Origin of the sequence: Nocardia sp. BMG51109 (assembly GCF_000526215.1) — a bacterium.
In the GTDB taxonomy this organism is placed as follows: Bacteria; Actinomycetota; Actinomycetes; order Mycobacteriales; family Mycobacteriaceae; genus Nocardia.
Genome location: NZ_JAFQ01000004.1, coordinates 4,941,507 through 4,962,931, shown reverse-complemented (window position 1 = coordinate 4,962,931; position 21,425 = coordinate 4,941,507). Strand labels below are relative to the sequence as shown.

Sequence of the window (21,425 nt, the reverse complement as noted above, 5' to 3'; positions counted from 1 at the left end):
AATGCGAATCATTCCCGCGACGGTTCGCCCGCCGCTAAACTGAGCGACGCTCATCTTCGAACGACCCCAGGCAGGAGGATGCGATGCCCGCGAAGGCCGTGGGTCAGCGCCGCCGCCCGACACAGGAACGCGCCAAGGCGACCAGGGAACACATCTTGGATACCGCCGCCGAGCTTTTCGGGGAGCGCGGCATCGCCAACACCTCGACCAACCGCATCGCGGCCAAGGCCGGCGTCAGCATCGGCACCGTCTACCGGTATTTCTCCGATCGGTCGGTCATCGTCGAGGAACTGCTCGGGCGGCTGCTGGAGAATATCGAGCAGCGCTTCACCCAGCGCGTATTCGGTGTCTCGGAGGAGTCCATCCTGGCCACGGTGACGGGCATCCTGGAGGTCATCTCCGACGAGCTGGTGGCCAATGCCGAGCTGGTGCGGGCGCTGGTGGCGGGCGTGCAGTTCTACAGCAGCGGCATCCCCGAATTCGAGCCGCGCCTGCGCCTGCTGGTCAAGGTCATGGTGATCCAGATGCTCGGTCCCGGCGACGATCACGAGTACGACGTGATGACCTTCGTGCTGATCAATACGGGTTTTGCTGCGGTACTGCGGGTTTCGGCGCTGGAGGTGGACCCGCGGGAGCGCCGGGAGGCCATCGAGATGACCGCGCGGATGATCGCGGCCTGGACCGAGGCCGAGCGTAAGGCCGTGGCGGCATGAGTCGGCCCGCCGGGCGACCGGAAAGTGAGCACCTCCCCAACTATCGGCGACTCCGGTGCTTCCCCGGCACTCGCCACATTCGGTATTTCTCCTGATCGCGGCCCATTTCCACGACCACTGCGGATTTCACAAAGAGGAGTAGAAGGTGAGCTTCCGCTCGGTTTACCGTTTCCGGAAAGCAAACAGCACGTAACAGCCCACCGGATCCGGATCGAGGTGGGCATCCGGATCGGGCGGAAGGAAGTCGCCGATGGCTGCCGAGATGTCGAACAACCCGGGCCTCACCTACTCCGGGACACCGTTCTCCACGCCGCTGAAGGATGTGCGGGCGCTGTCCCGGCAGATGGTCGGGCATTTCGTGGAGACGGTGGCGCCGTGCCGGACGCTGCCCGACGACGCGATCCACGGTGACGTCACCTCGATCACCCGGCTGTGCCTGGAGCTGGCGGTCGGCATGCTCGAGGGCGCCGACGTCCCGGAGAAGACCCGCAAGCTCGAGGACACCGCCGCGCAGTGGGCGCGGGAGGGCGTGCCGATCGACACCATCCACCACGCCATCCACGAGGGCTTCCGGTTCGGGCTCGATCTCGTCGTCACCAGCGCCACCAACAGCTACCGGCACACCCGCGACGGCGACGACCGGATGCTGGTGCTGCGCCGCGGCGACTACGACAACCTCGTCGGCGCCGCCAAGCTCGTGGTCGACATGCTCGACACGATGACCACCGCGGTGTCGAAAGCCTATGTGCGGGAACTGCGCTCGGTGGTCAGCGAGCACCACACGGCGGTGCACACGCTCACCTCCGCGCTGCTGGGCGGCCACCCGACCTCCACCATGGCCCGGGAATGCGGCATCGAGATCGCCGACCGGTACCACGTGCTCGCCCTGGCCGTGCCCCCGCATCCCGAGGAGGCCAACCCCATGGTGGACGGGGCGGTGGTCGCGCGGCGCAAGCTGCGGCGCATCCAGGCCGCGCTCGCCACCGGTCACGCCGACGTCACCATCCTGTCGCTGCTCAGCGTGGACGGCGGCACCCTGCTCATCCCCGCCGACGGCCCGTCCGTCGATCTCGATCGCCTCGTCGCCGTGCTGTCGCAGGAGGCGCAGGTGCCCGTGCTCACGACCGTCGTCACCGCCGCCACCTCCGACATCCCCGCCGCGGCCGACCAGGCGCATCAGCTGCTGGACATGGTGCACCGGCTGCGGCTCGTCCGCGGGCTGTACCGATTCGACGATCTCGCGCTGGAATACCAGCTCACCCGGCCCGGCCCCGGCCGCGAGCACCTGTGCACGCTGCTCGACCCGCTCGACGCCCACCCCGAGCTGCTCGACACCCTGCAGCGGCACATCAGCAACAACCTCAACCGGCAGCGCACCGCGCACGCCCTGCACATCCACACCAATACCGTGGACTACCGGCTCAAGCGCATCGCCACCCTGACCGGCTGCGACCCCACCCAGGCCGGTGGGCTGTGGTACCTGCGCTCGGCGCTGGTGGCCCGCAGCTATCGGCGGCATCCGGACATCCTCGGACGGGACGGCGCGGGCCCGGACCGGGGCGACCGGCTGACCGGGCCGGCCGAGCGGGTCGCGGTCGCCGACGCGGGGTGAGGCGGCGCCCACCCCGAGGCCACGCTCGCGGGTGCTACAGGTACGACGTGTCGTTGACCAGTCGAACCGAGGCGCCGCCGTCGGGATAGAACTCGGCGACCGACAGCGACGCCAAGTCCAGGTGCAGGCGGTACAGCAGCGACGGGCCGACGCCCAGCGCCAGTTGCAGCAGGGTCTTGATCGGCGTCACGTGGCTGACGACCACGACGTTCCGCTCGGGGTACAGCGCCACCAGATCGCGCCGGACCGCCTCCACCCGCTCACGCACCTGGTCGAAGCTCTCTCCGCCGGGGGCGGGCAGGGACGGATCGCCCAGCCATCGCGCGTGCCGTTCCGGATCCTGTTGTGCCGCTTCGACGAACGTGAGCCCCTCCCAGTCGCCGAAGTCGGTCTCGGTCAGCCCGTCCAGCACCCGCACCGGCGCGCCGAGGGCCTGCGCGGCGGCCTCCGCCGTCTCCCTGGCCCGGCCCAGCGGGGAGGTGACCACCTCGGCGATATCACCCTTGGCCGCAAGATGTTTCGCGGCCCGGGCGGCCTGTTCGCGGCCGAGTTCGGTCAGCGGCGGGTTGCCGCGGCCCGAATAGCGCCGCTGCACGGACAATTCCGTCTGGCCGTGCCGGAGCAGGAGCAGTCGCGTGGGGCGGCCGCGGGCGCCGGTCCAGCCGGGGGCGGCGGCCGATCCGGCGGGGTCGGCGGCGTGGCCGGACTTCGCCCCCGCGACCTCATCGATCCAGCTGGGCAGGGAACGCTCGGCTCCGGCCGCCGACTCGTGGGCCGCCGGCCGGCCGCCGCCGGGATTCGACGCCGGCCCCGATCCGGCGTCCCGCGGCCCGGCCTGCCCCGCGTCGCGCACCTCGGCGATCACGCTCGCATCGTCCATCGCCTCGTTGGCCAGCCGGTCGGCATGCGAATTCCGTTCGCGCGGAATCCATTCGAAACTCACCCGGTCGAATCCAGCGACCAGCTGCCGGGCGCGTTCGGCGAGCGGAATCATGCCGGCGTGCTTGACCTTCCAGCGACCCGACATCTGCTCGACCACCAGCTTGGAGTCCATCCGGACGTCCACCTCGCGCACGCCGAGCTCGGCCGCCGCGGCCAAACCCGCTATCAGACCACGATATTCGGCGACATTGTTGGTGGCGACGCCGATCGCCTCCTTGCGCTCGGCCAGCACCTCGGCCCGGTCGGCGTCCCACACCACCGCGCCGAATCCGGCCGGTCCGGGATTACCCCGCGATCCGCCGTCGGCCTCCACGATCGCCTTCGTCACCGCCGCACTCCCTCCGCCTCGCCCCGGAACCCCGTCCGGCCGTCGCGCGCACCGCAATCCCCCGACACACTCGCGGGGAGACGCCGATCAGCCACGGCGACAACCGGACTCGATACCCGGGCCGTCGCGATACCGATCACGTCACAGCCCGCCGAACTCATAGCCCGGACTGTTTGGTGCGCACCATCACCGCACCGCATTCGGGGCAGCGGACGACGGCTTCCGGGGCGGTCTTGGTGATGCGGGCGATCTCGCCGCGGTCGAGCTCGATCCGGCAGGCGCCGCAGCGGCGGGCCTGCAGCAGCGCGGCGCCCACCCCGTTGCGGGTGCGCTGCTGGTCGTAGATCGTCAGGAGTTCGGCGGGGAACTCGGGGACCAGCCCCTCCCGGTCGGTGGCGCAGCGCTGCCCGGCGACCTCGAGATCGGCGAGTGCCTCGTCCCGGCGGCGCTGGGCGTCGGCGAGCTCCTCCTCCGCGCGGGACAGAGTGGCCCCGGCGTGCTGATGGTCGGCGACGGCGGCCTCGCGGCGCTCCATCACCTCGAGCATGTCGTCCTCGAGCACCGTGCGGCGCCGCTCCAGGCTGCCCAGTTCGTGCTGCAACTCGGACAGCTGCTTGGCCGCGACGCTGCCGCTCTCCAGCATGCCCTTGTCGCGCTGTTCGCGTTTGCGGACGCCGTCGACCTCGGTCTCCAGCTTGCGGATGTCCCGGTCCAGGTCGTCGATCAGGATCTCGACCTTGACCGCGGCATCCTTGCGCGTGGAACGCTCCCGCTCCAGCCGCTCGACCTCCTGCTGCTCGGGCAGCACCTTGCGGCGATGCTCGATCCGCGTCAGCTCGGCGTCGACGGCGGCAAGATCGAGCAGCTTGGCCTGGATCGGTGGTTCGACATTCAACGCGGAACTTACTCCTCGACGCTGTGGACGGTTCGACGGCGGCGATGGCCCGACCGGGCGACCGACACCAAAGTTCAACCGTACCCCGCCGGCAACACGTTTCGCCCCAACCCCGCCAGGCCGGCCGGGCCGCGCGGGCCGGCCGCCGCGGCCGGACTGCCCGGGCAACCGGATCCGGCGTTGTGGCAGGCTCGTTCGCATGCATCGTTACGAGGTGGAGGTCGCTTGGAGCGGCGCGACGACCGGTCACCGGGAGTACTCGCGCAATCACGAGGCATTCGCGCCGGGACGCCCGCCGCTGCCGAGCAGTGCCGATCCGGATTTCGCCCGCGGCGACGCCGATCGCTGGAATCCGGAGCTGCTGCTGATCGCGGCGCTGTCCGAATGTCACATGCTGTGGTATCTGCACCTGTGCACCGAGGCGGGCATCGTGGTGACCGACTACCGCGACACCGCCGAGGGCACCATGGACAACACGCGCTTCCAGCAGGTCACCCTGCGCCCGCGAGTGACCGTCACCGACGCGGCGCACACCGAGACGGCCCGCGACCTGCACGCGAAGGCCCACGAGCGCTGCTTCGTCGCCAACTCGATGAACTTCCCGGTCGGCCACGAGCCCACCATCGTCACCGCCTGAGCCGCCGGCCTGCCCTGCCGTCACCGGGACCGTCCCGCCGTGTCGAACCGCCGGTCTCCCAGCGCACACCGGGCCCGTCCGTCCGGCGTGCCTGTGGCCCGGAATCCGGGTGCCGCAGTGTGGATGCCGGCCATCGGCGCGCCGGGACGACGAAGGACCGATCCGCCAGGAGACGAAGCGAATGCGCTGAGGAATGGCGGTTCCGTGCAAGATGCGGTGGGTTGGTCACCCCTCAGCCGTCGGCGGCGCCCAGGGTCCACGGGTCGGTGCGAAGGGTCGAGACCCGAGTCTCCAAGCTGGGCAACGCCTTTCGAACTACCCCCTGCGCTTGCTCGCACCAGGGGAATTCGGTGGCCCAGTGGGCGGCGTCGATCAGTGCCGGGCCGCCGGCGCGCAGGTGTTCGTCGGCGGGGTGGTGGCGGAGGTCGGCGGTGACGTAGGCGTCGACGCCGAGCCGGGAGACGGTGCCCAGGAAGGAGTCTCCGGCGCCGCCGCACACCGCCACGGTCCGGATCACGCGGTCCGGATCGCCCGCCGCCCGCACGCCCCACACCGTGCCGGGCAGGGCGGCGCGCACGCGGGCGGTGAAGGCGCGCAACGATTCCGGGTGCGACAGCGTGCCCACCCGGCCCAGGCCCAGACCCGACGGCAGCGCGGCCCGTTCGGTGACGTGGAAGGCCGGCTGTTCGTACGGATGTGCCGCGCGGATCGCCGCCAGCACGGCGGCACGCGCGGACGGCGGGGCCACCACCTCGATCCGGTCCTCCGCGACGCGCTCCAGCGCGCCCACCCTGCCGACGGCCGGATTCGCGCCCTCGAGCGGCCGGAACTGCCCGGTGCCCGGCGCCTGCCAGCAGCAGTCGCGGTAGTGGCCGCTGCCGCCCGCACCGGCCGCGAACATCGCCGCCAGCACGGCGTCGGTGTGCTCGCTCGGCACCTGGACCTCCCATTCGTCCACGGCGGCAGCGGGTTCGGGGTCGACCGGGCCGGTAACGGCGAGTCCCAGGGTCCGGGCCAGCGCATCGGAGACGCCCGGGTCGGCGGAGTCGGCGTTGGTGTGGGCGGTGAACAGCGCACACCCGCCGCGGATCAGCCGGTGCAGCAGCGCGCCCTTCGGCGTGCTCGCCGCCACGGTGTCGACGCCCCGCAACAGCAGCGGATGGTGCACCACCAAAGCCTGTGCGCCCCACTCGAGCGCCTCGTCCACCACCGCGGCGGTCGCGTCCACGGCGAACAGCACCCGCGCCACCGGTTCCGCCGGATCGCCGCACACCAGCCCCACCGAATCCCACGATTCGGCCAGCGCCGGCGGATAGGCCGCATCCAGCGCACCGACCAGTTCCGACAGCACCACGGATTCCGACTGCGTCACCGCTTCCGACTGCGTCACCGAACCTCCTCCACCTCAGTCACCTTCGCCGCCTCGGGCATTGTCCCGCTCACCGGCCGCCGAACCAATCCCTGCGCACCTCTCTCCGAGAACACGGCATTCGACCGGCCCCTGCCCGGCCATGCCGTCACGGACCGGTCTCCCCAGAGCACGGTCACCGATCGACCGACACCGACGTGGCCACATGGTCGTGCACCGACATCCCGGCAGCGACGACCGATCACTCCGCCCCCGCGCGGCCACGGGCCGGACACCGGGACGACCACTCGGCCTCGGACCAACCACGAACCCCTCTCCGAGAACACGGCATTCGACCGGCCTCCGACGAGCCATTCCGTCACGGGCCGATCTCCCGCAGCGCGGTGATCAATCGGTCCACCTCGGCGCGGCCGCGCACTGCCAGGCGCAGATGTCCGGGGGCGAGCCCGGGGAAGGTGTCGCCGCGGCGGACGACTATTCCCTTGTCCGCCAGGCGTTTGCGGAGGAGTTCGGCGTCGGGGACGCGGATCAGGAGGAACGGGCCGTGTGCGGGCTCGTGCACCTCGATGCCGAGTTCGCGCAGGCGCGGGATCATGGCGGCGCGGTCGGCGGCGATACGCTCGGCGCGCGAACCGGATTCGGCGACGGCGGCCGGGCCGGCCGTCGCGGCAACGGCTTCCAGCTGCAAGGTGCCCAGCGGCCAGTGCGCGCGGCCGTGGTTCAGCCGCGCCAGCAGCGGCGCCGGGCCCAGGAAGTATCCGCAGCGCAGTCCCGCCAGCGCCCAGGTCTTGGTGAGGCTGCGCAGTACCAGGACGTCCGGAAGGGATTGTCCGGCAACCGACTCCGGCTCGCCCGGCACCGCGTCGGCGAATGCCTCGTCGACCACGACGATCCGCCCCGGCCGCCGCAGCGCGTGGATCGCCGAGGCGGGATGCAGCACGGAGGTCGGGTTGGTCGGGTTGCCGAGCACCACCAGGTCGGCGGCGTCCGGGACGGCCGCCGGATCCAGCCGGTACGGCGGTTCCAGGATCGCCTGGGCGACGGGCACCCCGGCCTCCCGCAGCGCCAGTTCGGGTTCGGTGAACGACGGGTGGATCACCGCCGCCTGATCCGGCGCGAGCCTGGGCAGCATGGCGAACCCCTCGGCCGCGCCCGCGAGCAACAGCACCTCCTCGGGCCTGCGCCCGTGCCGCGCCGCCACGGCCGCGCGGGCGGCGGACTCCTCGCCCGCATCGGGATAGCACCCGAGATCGGACACCCTCGCCGCCAGCCGTTCCCGCAGCCACTCCGGCGGCGCACTCCCCTGCACGTTCACCGCGAAGTCCAGCATCCCGGGACGCACATCCGCATCACCGTGATGCCGCAGTGCCGCCCGGTCCACCCCGCCCCCGGCCTCGTCCCCCGGACCATCCCGGCTCATCCGATCACCGCCGCCGCGCGGCCTGCGACCGGGCGGATCGACGCAGGTGAGCGACTGGACCCGGCGTTGCCGCGGTGCACGGCGGCGGCCGGGCGCGGGTGGGGCGTCGTGTCCTGTGGCACAGCAGTCCACCCTACGTGGCCGCGGTCGGCACCGACCGGACAGAATGGCTGTCGTGGGCGAGCTGCATGTGACCTTCATCTGTACCGGCAACATCTGCCGGTCGCCGATGGCCGAGAAGATCTTCGCCGCGCATCTCGAGCGAGCCGGGCTCGCCGACCGGGTACGCGTCAGCAGTGCCGGCACCACCGCCTGGCACGTCGGGTCGGAGGCCGATCCGCGGACCACCGCGCTGCTGGTCCGGCACGGCTATCCGATCGGGCACGTCGCCGCCATGATCGGCGCCGACCACCTGGACGCCGACCTGCTGGTCGCCCTCGCCACCTCGCACGAGCGCGACCTGGCCCGGCTGGGCGTCCCCCGCGCCCGCCGCCGCCTGCTGCGCAGCTTCGACCCCGGGGCCGACGGCCGGTCCGTACCCGACCCCTACGACGGCGACACCGCCGAGTTCGAACTGGTCCGCGAGCAGATCGAGGCGGCCGTACCGGGCCTGCTCGGCTGGGTCCACGAACAACTCGGCGAGCCCGGCGACGGCCGATGACCCTCCTGCGCCGGCTCACCTTCCTGCTGCGACCCAGCTGGGTGATCCTGGCCGTCGTGGTGGTGGCGTTCGCCTACCTCTGCTTCACGGTGCTCGCGCCCTGGCAGCTGGGCAAGAACGACCGCACCTCGCATCGCAACGACCTCATCGCCGATTCGGTGCGCGCCGCACCCGTCGACGTCACGACGCTGCTGAACGGCACGGCGACCGACGACACCGAATGGCGCCGGGTCGTCGCCACCGGCAGCTACGTTCCCGGCTCCACGGTGCTGGAACGGCTGCAGCGGCTGAACGACAAGCCCGCCTACGGCGTGCTCGCCACCTTCCGGCTCGACGACGGCCGGACGCTGCTGATCGATCGCGGCCTGGTCCCCGCCGCGGACGGCGTGCGCATTCCGCCGATCGCCGAACCACCGGCCGGCCCGCAGCGCATCGAGGGCCGGGTACGCCGGTCGGAGGGGGTGATTCCGGGCAGGGACCCGGCGGCCCAGGAGGGCTTCCGGCAGGTGTATTCGATCGACACCGGACAGCTGTCGGCCGTGCTCGGCGCGCCGATCGATACGGTCCCGCCCGACGGCTACCTGCAGCTGACCGAGGGTCAGCCGGGCGCCTTCACCCCGCCCCCGTTGCCGCAACTCGACTCCGGCCCCTATTTGTCCTACGGCCTGCAGTGGATCGCCTTCGGGATCATGGCACCGCTCGGCCTCGGCTACTTCGTCTGGGCCGAACTGCGCGAGCGCCGCCGGGAGAAGGCGGCGGCCACCACCGGAACGACCGGCGCGCCAACCGATTCCGAGGCGCCGGCCGGCACGCCGCCCGCACCGCGTTCCAACGCCGACCGGCTGGCCGACCGATACGGCAACGCCCGCCGCTGAACCCGCCGGGTCGTCCGGAGCCCGGAACGGCGATTCCGCGAACCGGGGATTCTGTTTCATATCACAAGAACGGACGGATCCGGCCATTCCGTTCTCCAACAAGTGCGGGTCAATGAAAGAACACTGTTGGTCAAGCGCCCAACGGGGGGTTCCCGGACCGAAGGAGGGGTCCGGAAAACGCAATTCGGCCGGATAATGTTCATTGACGTAATCTTCCCGTGACCTTGAACCGAATAGACCGTCAAGGGAGGCCGGAATGGTCGGACATCTGGTGCCCAATATGAAATTGCAGCGTCTCTTGCGCGAGTCCGGCATGACCCAGCGGCAACTCGCTGACCTGCTGAATGCCCACGTCGAGCAGCGCGGCGGTAAGCCGGGCCGCTACACCGACGAAACGATCAGACGTTACCTGCGCGGCGAACGCACCTGGCCGAACCCCCGCTACCGCGAGGCTTTTCGGCACATCTTCGACGTCGCCTCCGACCACGACTTGGGATTCTACGACCAGCGTTCGACTCCGACGCTGGTTGCCGACACCACCGAGGAGGAAAGCGTGCGTCGATCGGACTTTTTCCGTGTGGCGTTGGGCACAGCGGCGACGTTCGCCGCATCAGTGCCCCTGAAGGATTTGACCAGGCTCACGCAGCCGACACCGGTTCCGTCCGTGGTGGGCCGGACCGAGATCCAGCAGGTGCTGAACACGGCGCACGTCTTCAGCACCTGGGACAACACCTACGGTGGGGGTCTGGTCCGGGAAGCCGTTGCCGCACAACTGACTTACGCGGTCGAGCTGCTGAATGCCCGGTGCGCCGCCGGTCATCGGCCCGACCTGCTGACCGCGGTGGGATTCCTGGGCCAGATCTCGGCGTGGATGGCCTTCGACGCGTTCGCCCACGACGACGCCCGGCGCATGCTCCGGCTGGCGTTGACCTGCGCCGAGCAGGCCGGTGACCCGCATCTGCGCGCCGAGGTGCTGTCGCGCATGGCACGCCAGGCCATCTGGTGCGGCGATCCCGACAGCGGCCTGACCCTGTCCGAACTGGCCCTGGTGCGCGCCGAGCAACTGACGCCGACCGAACGGGCCAACCTGCACTCGGTGCGGGCACGGGCGCTGGCGGCGCTCCATCGGGTGGACGAAACCGTCCGGGCGGTCGGGCAGGCCGACGACGAATTCGACAATCGCGTGCCGGACAACGACCCCCCGTGGATGGCCTACTACGACGCCGCCCAGCACGGTGGCGACACCGGGCACGCCCTGTATCCGCTCGCGGTCCACGGCCGGTTCCGGTCCGAGGCGCGGCACCGGCTGGAGACCGCCGTCGACGGCCACGGGGACACCTATGTCCGGTCCCGCGCCTTCGCCCGCCTGAAGCTGGCCTCGCTGGTGATGGCCACCTGCGATCCCGCGGAAGGTGCGGCGATCGGGCAGTCGGCGCTCGACGACGCCGCCCATGTTCGCTCGCACCGGGCGGATTGGTATCTGCGCGAACTGAACTCGCTGGCGGCGACGCACAGCACGCTGGACGGGGTCGTGGATCTGCGGCGCCGCCTGGGCGGTCTGACCGCCTGATGAACGGCGAGTCCCAGATCCGGTCGGTCCTCGAATCCGCCTGTGCGGCGGCCGGTCTGTCGGCGGACGGGGCCGAGGCGATCAGCGTCGGGGAGAACGCCGTCTACCGGCTGCCGGGACATATCGTCGCCCGGATCTCCCGGCCGGGCCGATCGGGGGTGGCCCGGCGGGAGGTGGCGGTGTCGCGGTGGCTGGCGGCGTCCGGGATGCGGGCGGTCCGAGTCGTCCGGGAGGCGCCGCAGTCGGTAGCGATCGACGGCCGGCCGGTGGTGTTCTGGCGCGAACTGCCGCCGCACGGCGTCAGCCGGCCGGTCGTCGTGGCCGGCGCGCTCCGGCGGCTGCACGGCCTGCCGCCGCCGGTCGATATCGGCCTGCGGGTATTGCGGCCGTTCGCCCGGCTGGACGGCAGGATCGACGCCGCGACCGGCACCAGCGACGAGCAACGGTGCTGGATGCGCGGCCATCTGGCGTCGCTCGCGCGGCGCTGGGCGGATCTGCCGAAGGGCCTGCCCTGGTGCGTGATTCACGGCGACGCGCACGAGGGCAATATAGTCACCGCCGACGACGGCGAGGCGATCGTGCTGGATCTGGAGCGATTCTGCATCGGCCCGCCGGAGTGGGACCTGGTGCAGACCGCGGTCAACCGGGCGACCTGCGGATGGATCACCGGCGACGAGTACGCGGCCTTCACCGCCGCGTACGGCTTCGATGTCATGCGGTGGGAGGGATTCGAACTACTGCGCGACATTCGCGAGTTCCGCATGACGGCGTGGCTCCTGCAGCAGGTGGCGGAGCGTCCCCAGCTGCGTGACCAGGCCGTCCATCGCCTCGCGTGCCTGCGCGGTGAGCACGGTGCGCGTCCCTGGACGGGATGGGCGCCGGTGTACTGACGCGCGCCGGAACCGGGCCGGCGCGCGGCCGGCTCATCTCCCGGTGCCGAAGACGGTCGCTCCGCGGTCGGCGGGACCGACGGCAGCCCGGAAACAGCCGAACAGCTCGCGGCCGCTGCCGAGGGACGGCGCGGTCCGGACGGCCGGTGCGCGATCGTGGAACGTAACCGGATCGATGAGGATGTCGAGCCGGCCGGCCTCGGTATCCAGCTCGATGAGATCGCCGTCGGCGATGCGGGAGAGCGGGCCGTCGACGGCGGCCTCCGGGGTGAGGTGGACCGCGACCGGCACCGTTCCCGGGGCGGCCGACAGGCGGCCGTCGGTCACGACGGCGACGGAGTAGCCGCGCTCCGCCAGCGTGTCGAGGGCGGGCACGAGGGTGCTCAGTTCGGGCATGCCGCCGGCGCGCGGACCCTGGAACCGGACGACCACGACGGCATCGCGGTCGAGTTCCCCGGTGCGCAGGTCGACCAGCACGTCCTCCGGACTGTCGTATACCCGGGCGGGGGCGCGGACCACGCGGTGCCCGCGGCCGGTCGCCGGCAGCCTGACCACCGCCCGGCCGAGCGGTCCGGAGAGTATCCGCAGGCTGCCGTCCGCGGCGAAAGGATCTGTCGCGGAACGTAAGACGGTCGTGTCACCGCTCCCGCTCCCCCGCTGCTTCCACCGGATGGCGCCGGCGTCGTCCAGGGCCGGGCGGCGGCAGTAGTGGCGCCGGAGCCCGTGTCCGGCAACGGTGATGACGTCGTCGTGCAGCACTCCGGCGTCGAGCAGCTCGCCGATGAGAAACGCGGTACCGCCGGCCGCGTGGAAGGCGCCGGCGTCCGCGTCGCCGTCGGGATGGATCCGCGCCAGCGTCGGGACCACCGCGGACAGATCCGCGAAATCGTCCCAGCGCAGGTCGATTCCGGCCGCGGCGGCGATCGCCACCAGGTGCAGCGTGTGGCTGGTGGCACCGCCGGTCGCCAGCAGCGCCGCGACGCCGTTCACCACGGAGCGTTCGTCGACGATCGCACCGATCGGCGCCGTGCCGCCGCGCGGGCCGGTGAGCTCGACGACGCGCCGACCGGCGGCCACCGTGAACGCCGCGCGCAGCGGCGTGTCCTGTGGCACGAAGCTCGTTCCCGGCAGATGCAGACCCATGACCTCCATCAGCAGCTGGTCGGAGCCGGTGCGCGGCGGTCCGGCCGGCCCGGGCCCGGCGGGCACCACGACGACCGGGAGATGGCCGAAGGCCAGGGCGCCGATCACCATGCCGGGCACCACCTCGTCGCCCGCGCCGAGCAGCAGTGCCCCGTCGAACATGTTGTGGGACAAAGCGATCGCGGTCGACATGGCGATCACATCGCGGCTGAACAGCGACAGTTCCGAGCCCGGCTGCCCCCGGACGACGCCGTCGCTCAGCGCGGGTACGCCGCCCGCGAACTGGGCGACACCGCCCGAATCGGCGACCACGTCGCGCAGCAACCCCGGAAGATCCCGATACGGAGGCACCGCGAGCAGATCGTTGTAGGCGGATACCACCGCGATATCGGGATGCGCGCGACCACGCAGCGCGTGTTCGTCGTCCGGGGTGCCCGCGGCGACCCCGTGCGCGAGATTGCTGCCCGGCAACGACATTCGAGCCGGACCGTCCGACTGGTCCGCATAGATGCGGTCCAGATAGCGGCGGCGGGAGGCGATGCTGCGATCGACTATCCGGGCGGTCACCTCGGTGACCACGGGGTGCGTGATCATATGTGGCGCTGCGTCTTTCATATCGGCAACAACGACGGCGGCCGGGGATGCCCGGCGACGGCGTCCTGTTCGGCACGGATGACGTGGGTGAGGGCGTTGATGAGGGCCAGGTGGGTGAACGCCTGCGGGAAGTTGCCCAGGTGCCGGCCCGTGCGCGGGTCGATCTCCTCCGCGTAGAGCTGGAGTGCGCTCGCGTGGCCGAGCAGCCGCTCGCACAACCACCGCGCCCGGCGCACCTCGCCGATCTCCACCAGCGCCGACACCAGCCAGAACGAGCAGATGGTGAAGGTGCCCTCGGTGCCGGTCAGCCCGTCGTCGGTGGATTCGGTGCGATACCGCAGCACCAGGCCCTGATCGGTGAGATCGTCGGCGATCGCCAGCACCGTCCGGCGCACCCGGAAATCGTCCGGCGGCAGAAAGCGGACCAGCGGCACCAGCAGTAACGAGGCGTCGAGCGCGGCGCTGCCGTAGGTCTGGGTGAACACCCCGTCGGAGTTCACGCCGTGCTCCAGGATGTCGGCGCGAATCTCCTCGGCGATCGCGTGCCACTGCTCGGCACACTCGAATTCGCCGTGCATCTCGGCCAGTTTCGCGCCGCGGTCCAGCGCCACCCAGCACATCACCTTCGACGAGGTGAAATGCCGTGGTTCGCCGCGCACCTCCCACAGGCCCCGGTCCGGTTCGCGCCAGTGCTCGATCGCCGCCCGGACCTGTCGCTCCAGCAAGGGCCACAAGGCTTCCGGCACGTGGCGGTGCGCCTTCACGTGCAGATGGACCGAATCCAGGATGGTGCCCCAGATGTCGTGCTGCTGTTGCTGATACGCGTCGTTGCCGACGCGGACCGGCCGGGCGCCGTCGTAGCCGTGCAGATGGCCCAGCTCGTATTCGGTGATCTCGCGCTCCCCGCCGATGCCGTAGAGCACCTGCACCGGAAGGATATCGCCGTCACCGTCGGTGGCCACCTCGCGCAGAAATGCGAAGAAGTCGTCCGCCTCCCTGTCGAGCCCGAGAGTGTAGAGGCCCCACAGGGCGAAGGTGGAGTCGCGGACCCAGCTGTAGCGGTAGTCCCAGTTGCGTTCGCCGCCGGGGGTTTCCGGGAGGGAGGTGGTGGCGGCGGCGAGCAGGGCGCCGGTGGGGGCGTAGGTGAGGCCTTTCAGGGTGAGTGCGCTGCGTTGCAGGTAGCCGCGCCATTCGTGGTCGGGGAACTTGCCGAGGGTGATCCATTGCCGCCAGTATTCGGTGGTGGCCCACATCTTCTCGGCGGCCTCGGCGAAGGTGCGTGGTGGCGGGAGCGGGGACCAGGACAGGGCGACGAAGACCTCGTCGCCTTCCTTCATGCGGGTGCGGGCCTGCGCGGAGCGGCCCTCCAGGCCCAGCCGCATATCGGTGGTGAGAGTCAGCGTCGGGCAATCGGATACGGCCGCGCAGGTGGCCCGCGCCTGCCCGTATCCGCCACCGGTGTATTCCCAGTGCGCCGCGGCGCGATGGTAGTCGAAGGCGGGTTCGCACTCCATTTCGAATTCCACCACGCCGCTGACGCATTTCGCCGTGCGCAGCAGAACATGCTCCGCACTCCAGTCCCTCGGGGTGCGACGGTAGGTGCGCGAACGCACGTCGTTGTCGTGCCACCGGCCCAGGACCAGGGCGTCGCGCACGATCAGCCAGCCGGTCACGGTCTGCCAGCTGGTTTCCACGATCATGCCGCCGGGCAGATAGCGGCGGGCCGAGGGCACGCCGACCCCGTAGGGGCCGACCCGGAAATGGCCGGCACCGCGATCCAGCATGGCGCCGAACACGCTCGGTGAGTCGGGCCGCGGCAGGCACATCCACTCCACCGAGCCGTTGCGCGCGATCAGGCAGGTGTTCTCGCAGTCGGACAGGAAGGCGTAGTCCTCGATGGGCAGATGCGCCGGACGGCTGCGGATCCGTTCCACCGCGCCGGATGCGAGACCGTCGGCCGGCATCGCGTCGGTAACCGCGAGAACCCGTTGCTCGGTCGTGATGGCTGTCGAGATGTCCAACATCGACGCACTACCCGATCCTGGCTTGCGGAATCGACTGGCCGCACCGGTATGCCGCACCGATGATGTCGCGCTGTCCCGGCAGGGCGTCGTCGGACGCGGCGGGTTCCGAGACCCACCGCGCTCCCCACCCCGCATCGGAACCCGGCAGCACGATGCCTCGCCCCTGGCCGGCGACGGTGACACCCCATTCGGCCAATTGCGCCGCCAGACACATCGGCACCGGGCAGTCGGGGCGGACCAGAAACGTCCAGCGGCTATCGCGGAGGTCACCCACGACGGGCACCGGAACCGGCAGTGCGTCGAGGACCTTCGCCCCGACCGACGGCGGCATCGTCACCGCGCCGATCGTTCCCGTGGTCGACAGGACGGGACGGTCCGAAACGACACGAGCGGGAAGTGCGTAACGACGCCGGTACAGATGAACGACATCGTGAACCGAAGAGCATGATTCCAGCATTTTTCCTCCGATACTTCTCCAACCTGGGGCCGCCCGAACTCGCGGCAGTCGATCCGTCGGCAAGCGTCCAGAACAGTCCGATGCGCGGGCCGCAGACAATCGTGATATTCGATCGGGCGGATTGCCAAGCCCCTACCCCGCAATCGAGTATCCCCAGCCGAGTACACGTCGTGGTTCCAACAATTTGGCGTGCCGACCAAAAGCATATGGGGCGAAGTATCCCGACCGGAATCGGCGGAAGTAGTCATCTGTGTTCACACAGCCTAGCAACCCGGGACGGGGGGTCACACCGGCAGGACGGCAAATACTTGTCGCACTCGCCGCGGACCACGACAATATTTGCGTTTCTACCCCCGGTCGGCCGATGGCTTGCCGACTACGATAATTCGATGAAAGGGGGGTTCTCCATTCCTCCATAAAGGGGGGTGTACAGGCATGGCGGCTGTGATAGAACTGGAGTGTTCCGTGGTGAACAGGGGGCGATACTGTGCAGTTTCGTTCGCCCGGTCGTCACGGTTCTCGGTAATCGGTTTCGACGTAGAGCCGGTTCATTTCTTCGGCGCCCTAGTCGGGCGCAGTATCCGCGAATGGTGAAGCACCCGATGCTGCCTCCAGCAGCAACGGATACCAACTCACTCGGGACGGACAGTCATGAACAGAGGACAGTACATATCCGACCGCCGGATCTCTCCGGAGAATTTGGCAGACCTGTTGTCGTCGATCGACATCGGAGAGAGGGCGTTGCGGGGCACGACGATCGATATTTTCGCCATCGCCTCCGAGCCGGCCGAATTCGGCGAGCACCCCACGGTCCTGCCACCCGACGGGGTCGAATCGCCGGTGCGGGTGGCCGCGCTGTCGGAGGACGAACGTGCCGAGCTGAGGTCGCTGCGCAGCGAGAACGACGAACTCCGGCGGGCCAACCGGAAGTTGGTGGTGGCCTCACGATACTTCGCGGCGAGGTCCCGGCCGCCGGTATTCGAGTGACGGGGGAATTCGAGGTGTACTTGATCACCAGGAATACGGGGATATCGGCCCGCCCCTCGAGCCCGAGCCCGGGCGACATGGATCTGCACATATCCTTCGTCCACCGGGAACTCCGCGCCGATTACCGGGTCTGCGCCACCGCCGCGTCGAACCTCGCCCGCGACTGGGTGCGCCGGCGCTGGTCGGACTCGATCACCATCGGCTTCGACACCGAGCTGACAGACCGGCTGGAACGAATACCGTGCGAACAACTGTTTCTATACCCGTAATGGTCACGGCCGGGCGGCGGTATCCGGATCATCGCCCGCGCCGACAGTCACCGTCGACGCCGGGGACGGGCACAGGCGGCGGCCGTTGCGACGACGGCCGCCGCCTGGACCGCCTCCGACAGCCGGACCGCGCGCCGCAGATCCGGCACCCGCGGCGGCGGTCCGTCGCCCAGGGTGGGCCGCATCTCGATGCCGTGGCGGTATTCGGTGCGGCCGCCGAGCCGGATGCCGAGCGCACCGGCCAGCGTGGATTCGGCCACGCCCGCATTGGGACTCGGATGTGCGGCGGCGTCGCGCCGCCACACCCGGACGGCCTCGGCCGGGCGGCCAGCGGCCAGCGGCGCCAGCGCCGCGGTCAGCACGCCGCTCAGGCGCGCCGGGACCAGGTTGGCCAGGTCGTCGGCGCGGGCGGCCGCCCACCCGAAGTGGCGGTAACGCTCGTTGCGGTAGCCGACCATGGCGTCGAGGGTGTTCACCGCCCGGTAGCCGAGCAGCCCCGGCACCCCGGCGACCGCGCCCCAGAACAGCGGCGCCACCGTGGCGTCGGAGGTGTTCTCCGCGATCGACTCGACGGCCGCGCGGGCGAGCCCGTCGGCGTCGAGCAGCTCCGGATCGCGCCCGCACAGCGACGGCAGTATCCGCCGGGCGCCGGCCACGTCCCCGGACTCCAGCCGACCGGCCATCTCCCGCCCCGTCCGCGCCAGCGTCGTCCCGCCCAGCGCGACCCAGGAGGCCAGTGCCGTCGCCGCGATCTCTCCGCGAGAACCCTTGCGCGACAGGGTGATCACCCGGCCGGTCGGCCGGTCTACATCGCGCCGGCTCGCGCCGGCCAGCCGCTCGGCGCCTACCGTCACGGCTACGACACCCCCGACGAGCACGACCTCGTGCACGACCCCGGCGGCACGCCGGTCGCGGTACGTCAGCGATTCCAGCGCGGCGGCCACCGACCCGAACCCCGCCACCGGATGCCACCGCCGCGGATCCCCGAGCGCCCGATCCAGCGCGAACCCCAGCACCAGCCCCAACGCCCTCGCAGTCCCCGTACGCACCGAGTGAGAGTAACCGGCCGCCCCGGCGCACTCGCATCCCACCACACCGGCACGCGGCCACCACCGGCGGCATTCGAACGCCCCGGCCCGATGTCACACTCCGCAGCGCACCGTCGTCATACCGATGACGCGGCGATAGGCTCGCGTGGACGGAAGGACGGCAGCAGGTGACCACCGACGAGCGCACCGGCGACACCGACCGGTCGGAGCTGGCCCGGCAGTTCGAGGAACACCGCGGGTACCTGCGCCGGCTGGCCTACGGCACGCTGGGCAGCCTCGCCGACGCCGACGACGTGGTGCAGGAGGCGTGGCTGCGGTTGCAGACCTGGCACGAGAACCGCGCCCCCGGCGACCGGATCGACAACCTGCGCGCCTGGCTGACCACGGTGACCGGCCGCCTGGCACTGGACCAGCTGAAATCGGCCCGCGCGCGGCGCGAACAGTACGTCGGCGAATGGCTGCCCGAACCGGAGGTCACCACCGTGGACGATCCCGCCGACCGAGTCACCCAGGACGAGCGGGTGACGACCGCGCTGCTGGTGGTGCTGGAATCGCTGTCGCCCGCCGAGCGCACCGCGTTCGTGCTACAGGAGGTGTTCGGGATGACCGGGCCGGAGGTGGCCGAGGTGGTGGGCCGAACCCCGGCGGCGGTGCGCCAGTTGGCTTCTCGCGCCCGCAAGCACGTCGAGGCGGGCACCCCGCGCTTCCCCGCCACCCGCGAGGAACAGGAGCGGGTGGTGTCGGCATTCGCCCTGGCCTGGCGGTCCGGCGATATGAGCGCGCTGCTCGGCGTGCTCGACACGGACGCCACCCTGACCGCCGACGGCGGCGGCAAGGTGCCGGCCGTCCGGCGGCCGGTGCGCGGGGCCGAACTGATCGCCAAGGTGCTCCTCGGCTGGTACCGCGCGGGCGCGAACGCCTCGGGCCGGCACGTCCTGGTCAACGGCCGCCCGGGACTGATGGTGTTCGACGGCACCCACACCGGCGTGTTCTCGTTCGTCGTCGACGACGGCCGGATCACCGGCATCACCATCGTCCGCAACCCCGACAAGCTGCGCGACCTGCCGACCGAGGGCGAGCCGGACTGGTATCTGTAAGGCGGAGAACGAGTTTCACGCCGCGTTCGGACCGCTCGCCGCGACCAGCCCGTGCGCCTGCGCCACCTCGGCGGAAAACAGCTGCCCCGCATCGGCGGTCAGCCCGTGCGCCAATCCCGGGTCCGCGTGACAGGCCTGCCGCCACCCCAGATCGGCGATCGCGCGCACGTACGGAAGCGTCGCGTTGGTGAGCGCCACGGTCGCGGTGTGCGGAACCGCGCCCGGCATATTGGCGACGCAGTAGAACAGCGCGTCGGCGACCCGGAAGGTGGGATCGGCGTGCGTGGTCGGATGCGAACTCTCGAAACAACCGCCCTGGTCGACGGCGATGTCGACCAGCACCGAGCCCGGCCGCATCCGGCGCACCAGCGTGTCCGGCACCAGCCGCGGCGCCCGCGCACCGGGCACCAGCACCGACCCGATCACCAGATCCGCTGCCGCCACGGACCTTTCGACCTCGACGGTGTTGGAGCCGACGGTCGTGACGCGGCCACCGAACCGGGCATCCAGCTCGCGCAGCCGCACCGGGTTGGTGTCCAGCACCGTGACCCGCGCACCCATGCCCACGGCCACCGCGGTGGCGTTGGTTCCGGCGACACCGCCGCCGAGCACCACGACCTCCGCGGGCCGCACCCCCGGCACCCCGCCCAGCAACACACCGGCTCCGCCGTGTGGCGCCATCAGATGATGTGCGCCGACCTGGGCGCCGAGCCGGCCCGCGACCTCGCTCATCGGCGCCAGCAGCGGCAGCGAGCCGTCGCCGACGCGCACCGTCTCGTAGGCGAGCGCGGTGATCCCCGACGCCAGCACGGCATCGGTGCAGTCCCGGGACGCGGCCAGGTGCAGGAAGGTGAACAGCACCTGCCCGGCCCGCATCCGCGGATACTCCGGCGCGACCGGTTCCTTCACCTTCAGCACCAGTTCGGCATCGCCCCATACCCGTTCGGCGGACGGCGCGATGCGCGCGCCCACCGCGACGTAGTCCTCGTCGGCGAACCCGGACCCGGTGCCGGCGCCCGTCTCGAGCAGCACCTCGTGCCCGTGCCGGCCGAGCTCGCCGGCGCCGGCCGGGGTCAGCGCCACCCGCCGCTCCTGCGGTTTGATCTCTCGCGGAACCCCGATTCGCATACCCCCATGGTCGTCCACCCGCGGCCCGCCCGCCACGATCGATGATCGGCGATTCGCGACAGCAATCATCCGGCAATATCGGGTCGGGTTCGGCACCGCCGCATTCCGCGCGCGTTCCGGGCGCAGGCTAGGGTCGGCGAACATGAGGATTCAGTTGGGTGAACACCCGCCGCGGATCGACGACACCGCGTGGGTTGCGCCGAACGCGACCGTGATCGGGCGGGTGCGGATCGCCGCGGACGTGAGCATCTGGTACTCGGCGGTGATCCGGGGCGATATGGAGGAAATCTCGGTGGGCGCCGGAAGCAATATCCAGGACGGCTGCGTACTGCACGCCGATCCCGGCTTCCCGCTGACCGTGGGCACCGGAGTCTCGGTGGGACACAATGCGATCCTGCACGGCTGCGCGATCGGCGACGACGTGCTGGTCGGCATGGGCGCTACCGTCCTGAACGGCGCGGTGGTCGGTGCCGGCAGCCTGATCGCGGCCAACGCGCTCATCCCCGAGGGCGCCGAGATTCCGCCCGGATCCCTGGTCGCAGGCGTGCCGGGGAAGGTCCGGCGCGAACTCGGCGATGCCGAGCTGGAGCGGATTCGCCTCAACGCCACCGTCTATCGGCACAACACGGCCACCCATCGCGACGGAATCGAGCTGTGATACATCGCACACCCGTCAGGTTGCCGGCGGCCGGTCTTGCTAGCATTTGGCCAGCGTGCCCGGGTTCCGGCCGAGTGTCGAACGAAGACGGTTGGCTCGTTACGCGA

At 70.8% G+C, this 21,425-nt stretch carries 20 protein-coding genes; 11 read left to right on the top strand and 9 right to left on the bottom strand.

Annotated features, from left to right (window positions below; genetic code table 11):
- Window positions 1–83: 83 nt before the first annotated feature.
- Both D892_RS0123820 and D892_RS0123810 read left to right on the top strand, forming a co-directional pair.
- The gene (locus tag D892_RS0123820) at window positions 84–713 is read left to right on the top strand and encodes a TetR/AcrR family transcriptional regulator (protein WP_024803635.1); all 630 of its coding nucleotides are present in this window, start codon (window positions 84–86) and stop codon (window positions 711–713) included.
- Window positions 714–963: 250 nt separating this feature from the next.
- Window positions 964–2,325, top strand: a complete 1,362-nt coding sequence (locus tag D892_RS0123810) for a CdaR family transcriptional regulator (protein WP_024803634.1) — start codon at window positions 964–966, stop codon at window positions 2,323–2,325.
- 34 nt (window positions 2,326–2,359) lie between these two features.
- Here D892_RS0123810 and D892_RS0123805 read toward each other — a convergent pair whose 3' ends face one another.
- Both D892_RS0123805 and D892_RS0123800 read right to left on the bottom strand, forming a co-directional pair.
- The gene (locus D892_RS0123805) at window positions 2,360–3,595 is read right to left on the bottom strand and encodes a bifunctional RNase H/acid phosphatase (RefSeq protein WP_024803633.1); all 1,236 of its coding nucleotides are present in this window, start codon (window positions 3,593–3,595) and stop codon (window positions 2,360–2,362) included.
- Between the two features lie 157 nt (window positions 3,596–3,752).
- The gene (locus D892_RS0123800) at window positions 3,753–4,490 is read right to left on the bottom strand and encodes a zinc ribbon domain-containing protein (RefSeq protein ID WP_024803632.1); all 738 of its coding nucleotides are present in this window, start codon (window positions 4,488–4,490) and stop codon (window positions 3,753–3,755) included.
- A 199-nt stretch (window positions 4,491–4,689) separates the two neighbouring features.
- Here D892_RS0123800 and D892_RS0123795 point away from each other — a divergent pair, with 199 nt between their 5' ends.
- Window positions 4,690–5,127 carry an OsmC family protein gene (locus D892_RS0123795; RefSeq protein WP_024803631.1) on the top strand — a complete coding sequence of 146 codons (438 nt, stop codon included), beginning with the start codon at window positions 4,690–4,692 and terminating at the stop codon, window positions 5,125–5,127.
- A gap of 232 nt (window positions 5,128–5,359) precedes the next feature.
- Here D892_RS0123795 and D892_RS0123790 read toward each other — a convergent pair whose 3' ends face one another.
- Together D892_RS0123790 and cobC are read right to left on the bottom strand one after the other, a co-directional pair.
- The gene (locus tag D892_RS0123790) at window positions 5,360–6,517 is read right to left on the bottom strand and encodes a Nif3-like dinuclear metal center hexameric protein (protein WP_232236150.1); all 1,158 of its coding nucleotides are present in this window, start codon (window positions 6,515–6,517) and stop codon (window positions 5,360–5,362) included.
- Window positions 6,518–6,854: 337 nt separating this feature from the next.
- Window positions 6,855–7,916 (bottom strand): Rv2231c family pyridoxal phosphate-dependent protein CobC, encoded by a 1,062-nt coding sequence (gene cobC / locus D892_RS0123785; RefSeq protein ID WP_051499153.1) that lies wholly within the window; start codon window positions 7,914–7,916, stop codon window positions 6,855–6,857.
- A 166-nt stretch (window positions 7,917–8,082) separates the two neighbouring features.
- Here cobC and D892_RS0123780 point away from each other — a divergent pair, with 166 nt between their 5' ends.
- From D892_RS0123780 to D892_RS0123765, 4 genes are all read left to right on the top strand, one after another.
- Window positions 8,083–8,577 carry a low molecular weight protein-tyrosine-phosphatase gene (locus D892_RS0123780; RefSeq protein WP_024803628.1) on the top strand — a complete coding sequence of 165 codons (495 nt, stop codon included), beginning with the start codon at window positions 8,083–8,085 and terminating at the stop codon, window positions 8,575–8,577.
- Window positions 8,578–8,582: 5 nt separating this feature from the next.
- Window positions 8,583–9,452 carry an SURF1 family protein gene (locus D892_RS0123775; protein WP_024803627.1) on the top strand — a complete coding sequence of 290 codons (870 nt, stop codon included), beginning with the start codon at window positions 8,583–8,585 and terminating at the stop codon, window positions 9,450–9,452.
- 256 nt (window positions 9,453–9,708) lie between these two features.
- Entirely contained in the window at window positions 9,709–11,022 is a 1,314-nt protein-coding gene (locus D892_RS42050) for an XRE family transcriptional regulator (RefSeq protein WP_198036979.1), read from the top strand.
- Window positions 11,022–11,912: a phosphotransferase enzyme family protein gene (locus tag D892_RS0123765; RefSeq protein WP_024803625.1), complete on the top strand. Its 891-nt coding sequence runs from the start codon at window positions 11,022–11,024 to the stop codon at window positions 11,910–11,912. The genes D892_RS42050 and D892_RS0123765 overlap by 1 nt, the downstream gene beginning before the upstream one ends.
- A 33-nt stretch (window positions 11,913–11,945) precedes the next feature.
- On the opposite strand, the gene D892_RS0123760 is transcribed toward D892_RS0123765, so the two are convergent.
- The 3 genes from D892_RS0123760 to D892_RS42045 are packed head-to-tail and all read right to left on the bottom strand — an operon-like array spanning window position 11,946 to window position 16,010.
- Window positions 11,946–13,649, bottom strand: coding sequence for a dihydroxy-acid dehydratase (locus D892_RS0123760; RefSeq protein WP_024803624.1), 1,704 nt, complete (start codon window positions 13,647–13,649; stop codon window positions 11,946–11,948).
- 17 nt (window positions 13,650–13,666) lie between these two features.
- The gene (locus D892_RS0123755; RefSeq protein ID WP_024803623.1) at window positions 13,667–15,673 is read right to left on the bottom strand and encodes a glycoside hydrolase family 15 protein; all 2,007 of its coding nucleotides are present in this window, start codon (window positions 15,671–15,673) and stop codon (window positions 13,667–13,669) included.
- Between the two features lie 7 nt (window positions 15,674–15,680).
- Window positions 15,681–16,010 carry a hypothetical protein gene (locus tag D892_RS42045; RefSeq protein ID WP_156959658.1) on the bottom strand — a complete coding sequence of 110 codons (330 nt, stop codon included), beginning with the start codon at window positions 16,008–16,010 and terminating at the stop codon, window positions 15,681–15,683.
- A 771-nt stretch (window positions 16,011–16,781) separates the two neighbouring features.
- Between D892_RS42045 and D892_RS0123745 the strand changes: the two genes are divergently transcribed.
- Both D892_RS0123745 and D892_RS0123740 read left to right on the top strand, forming a co-directional pair.
- Window positions 16,782–17,117, top strand: a complete 336-nt coding sequence (locus tag D892_RS0123745) for a hypothetical protein (RefSeq protein ID WP_024803621.1) — start codon at window positions 16,782–16,784, stop codon at window positions 17,115–17,117.
- Window positions 17,114–17,386, top strand: coding sequence for a hypothetical protein (locus D892_RS0123740; RefSeq protein WP_156959657.1), 273 nt, complete (start codon window positions 17,114–17,116; stop codon window positions 17,384–17,386). The genes D892_RS0123745 and D892_RS0123740 overlap by 4 nt, the downstream gene beginning before the upstream one ends.
- 47 nt (window positions 17,387–17,433) lie before the next feature.
- Here the strand turns inward: D892_RS0123740 and D892_RS0123735 are convergent, their stop codons facing one another.
- Window positions 17,434–18,435 (bottom strand): cobalamin biosynthesis protein, encoded by a 1,002-nt coding sequence (locus D892_RS0123735; RefSeq protein ID WP_024803619.1) that lies wholly within the window; start codon window positions 18,433–18,435, stop codon window positions 17,434–17,436.
- A 167-nt stretch (window positions 18,436–18,602) separates the two neighbouring features.
- Here D892_RS0123735 and sigJ point away from each other — a divergent pair, with 167 nt between their 5' ends.
- Complete coding sequence (gene sigJ / locus D892_RS0123730) at window positions 18,603–19,532, top strand: RNA polymerase sigma factor SigJ (protein ID WP_024803618.1); 930 nt, start codon at window positions 18,603–18,605, stop codon at window positions 19,530–19,532.
- 15 nt (window positions 19,533–19,547) lie between these two features.
- Here the strand turns inward: sigJ and ald are convergent, their stop codons facing one another.
- A complete protein-coding gene (gene ald, locus D892_RS0123725) occupies window positions 19,548–20,660 on the bottom strand; it encodes an alanine dehydrogenase (protein ID WP_024803617.1) in 1,113 nt (370 codons plus the stop codon).
- 142 nt (window positions 20,661–20,802) lie between these two features.
- Between ald and D892_RS0123720 the strand changes: the two genes are divergently transcribed.
- Window positions 20,803–21,318 (top strand): gamma carbonic anhydrase family protein, encoded by a 516-nt coding sequence (locus D892_RS0123720; RefSeq protein WP_024803616.1) that lies wholly within the window; start codon window positions 20,803–20,805, stop codon window positions 21,316–21,318.
- The last annotated feature ends 107 nt before the right edge of the window (window positions 21,319–21,425 follow it).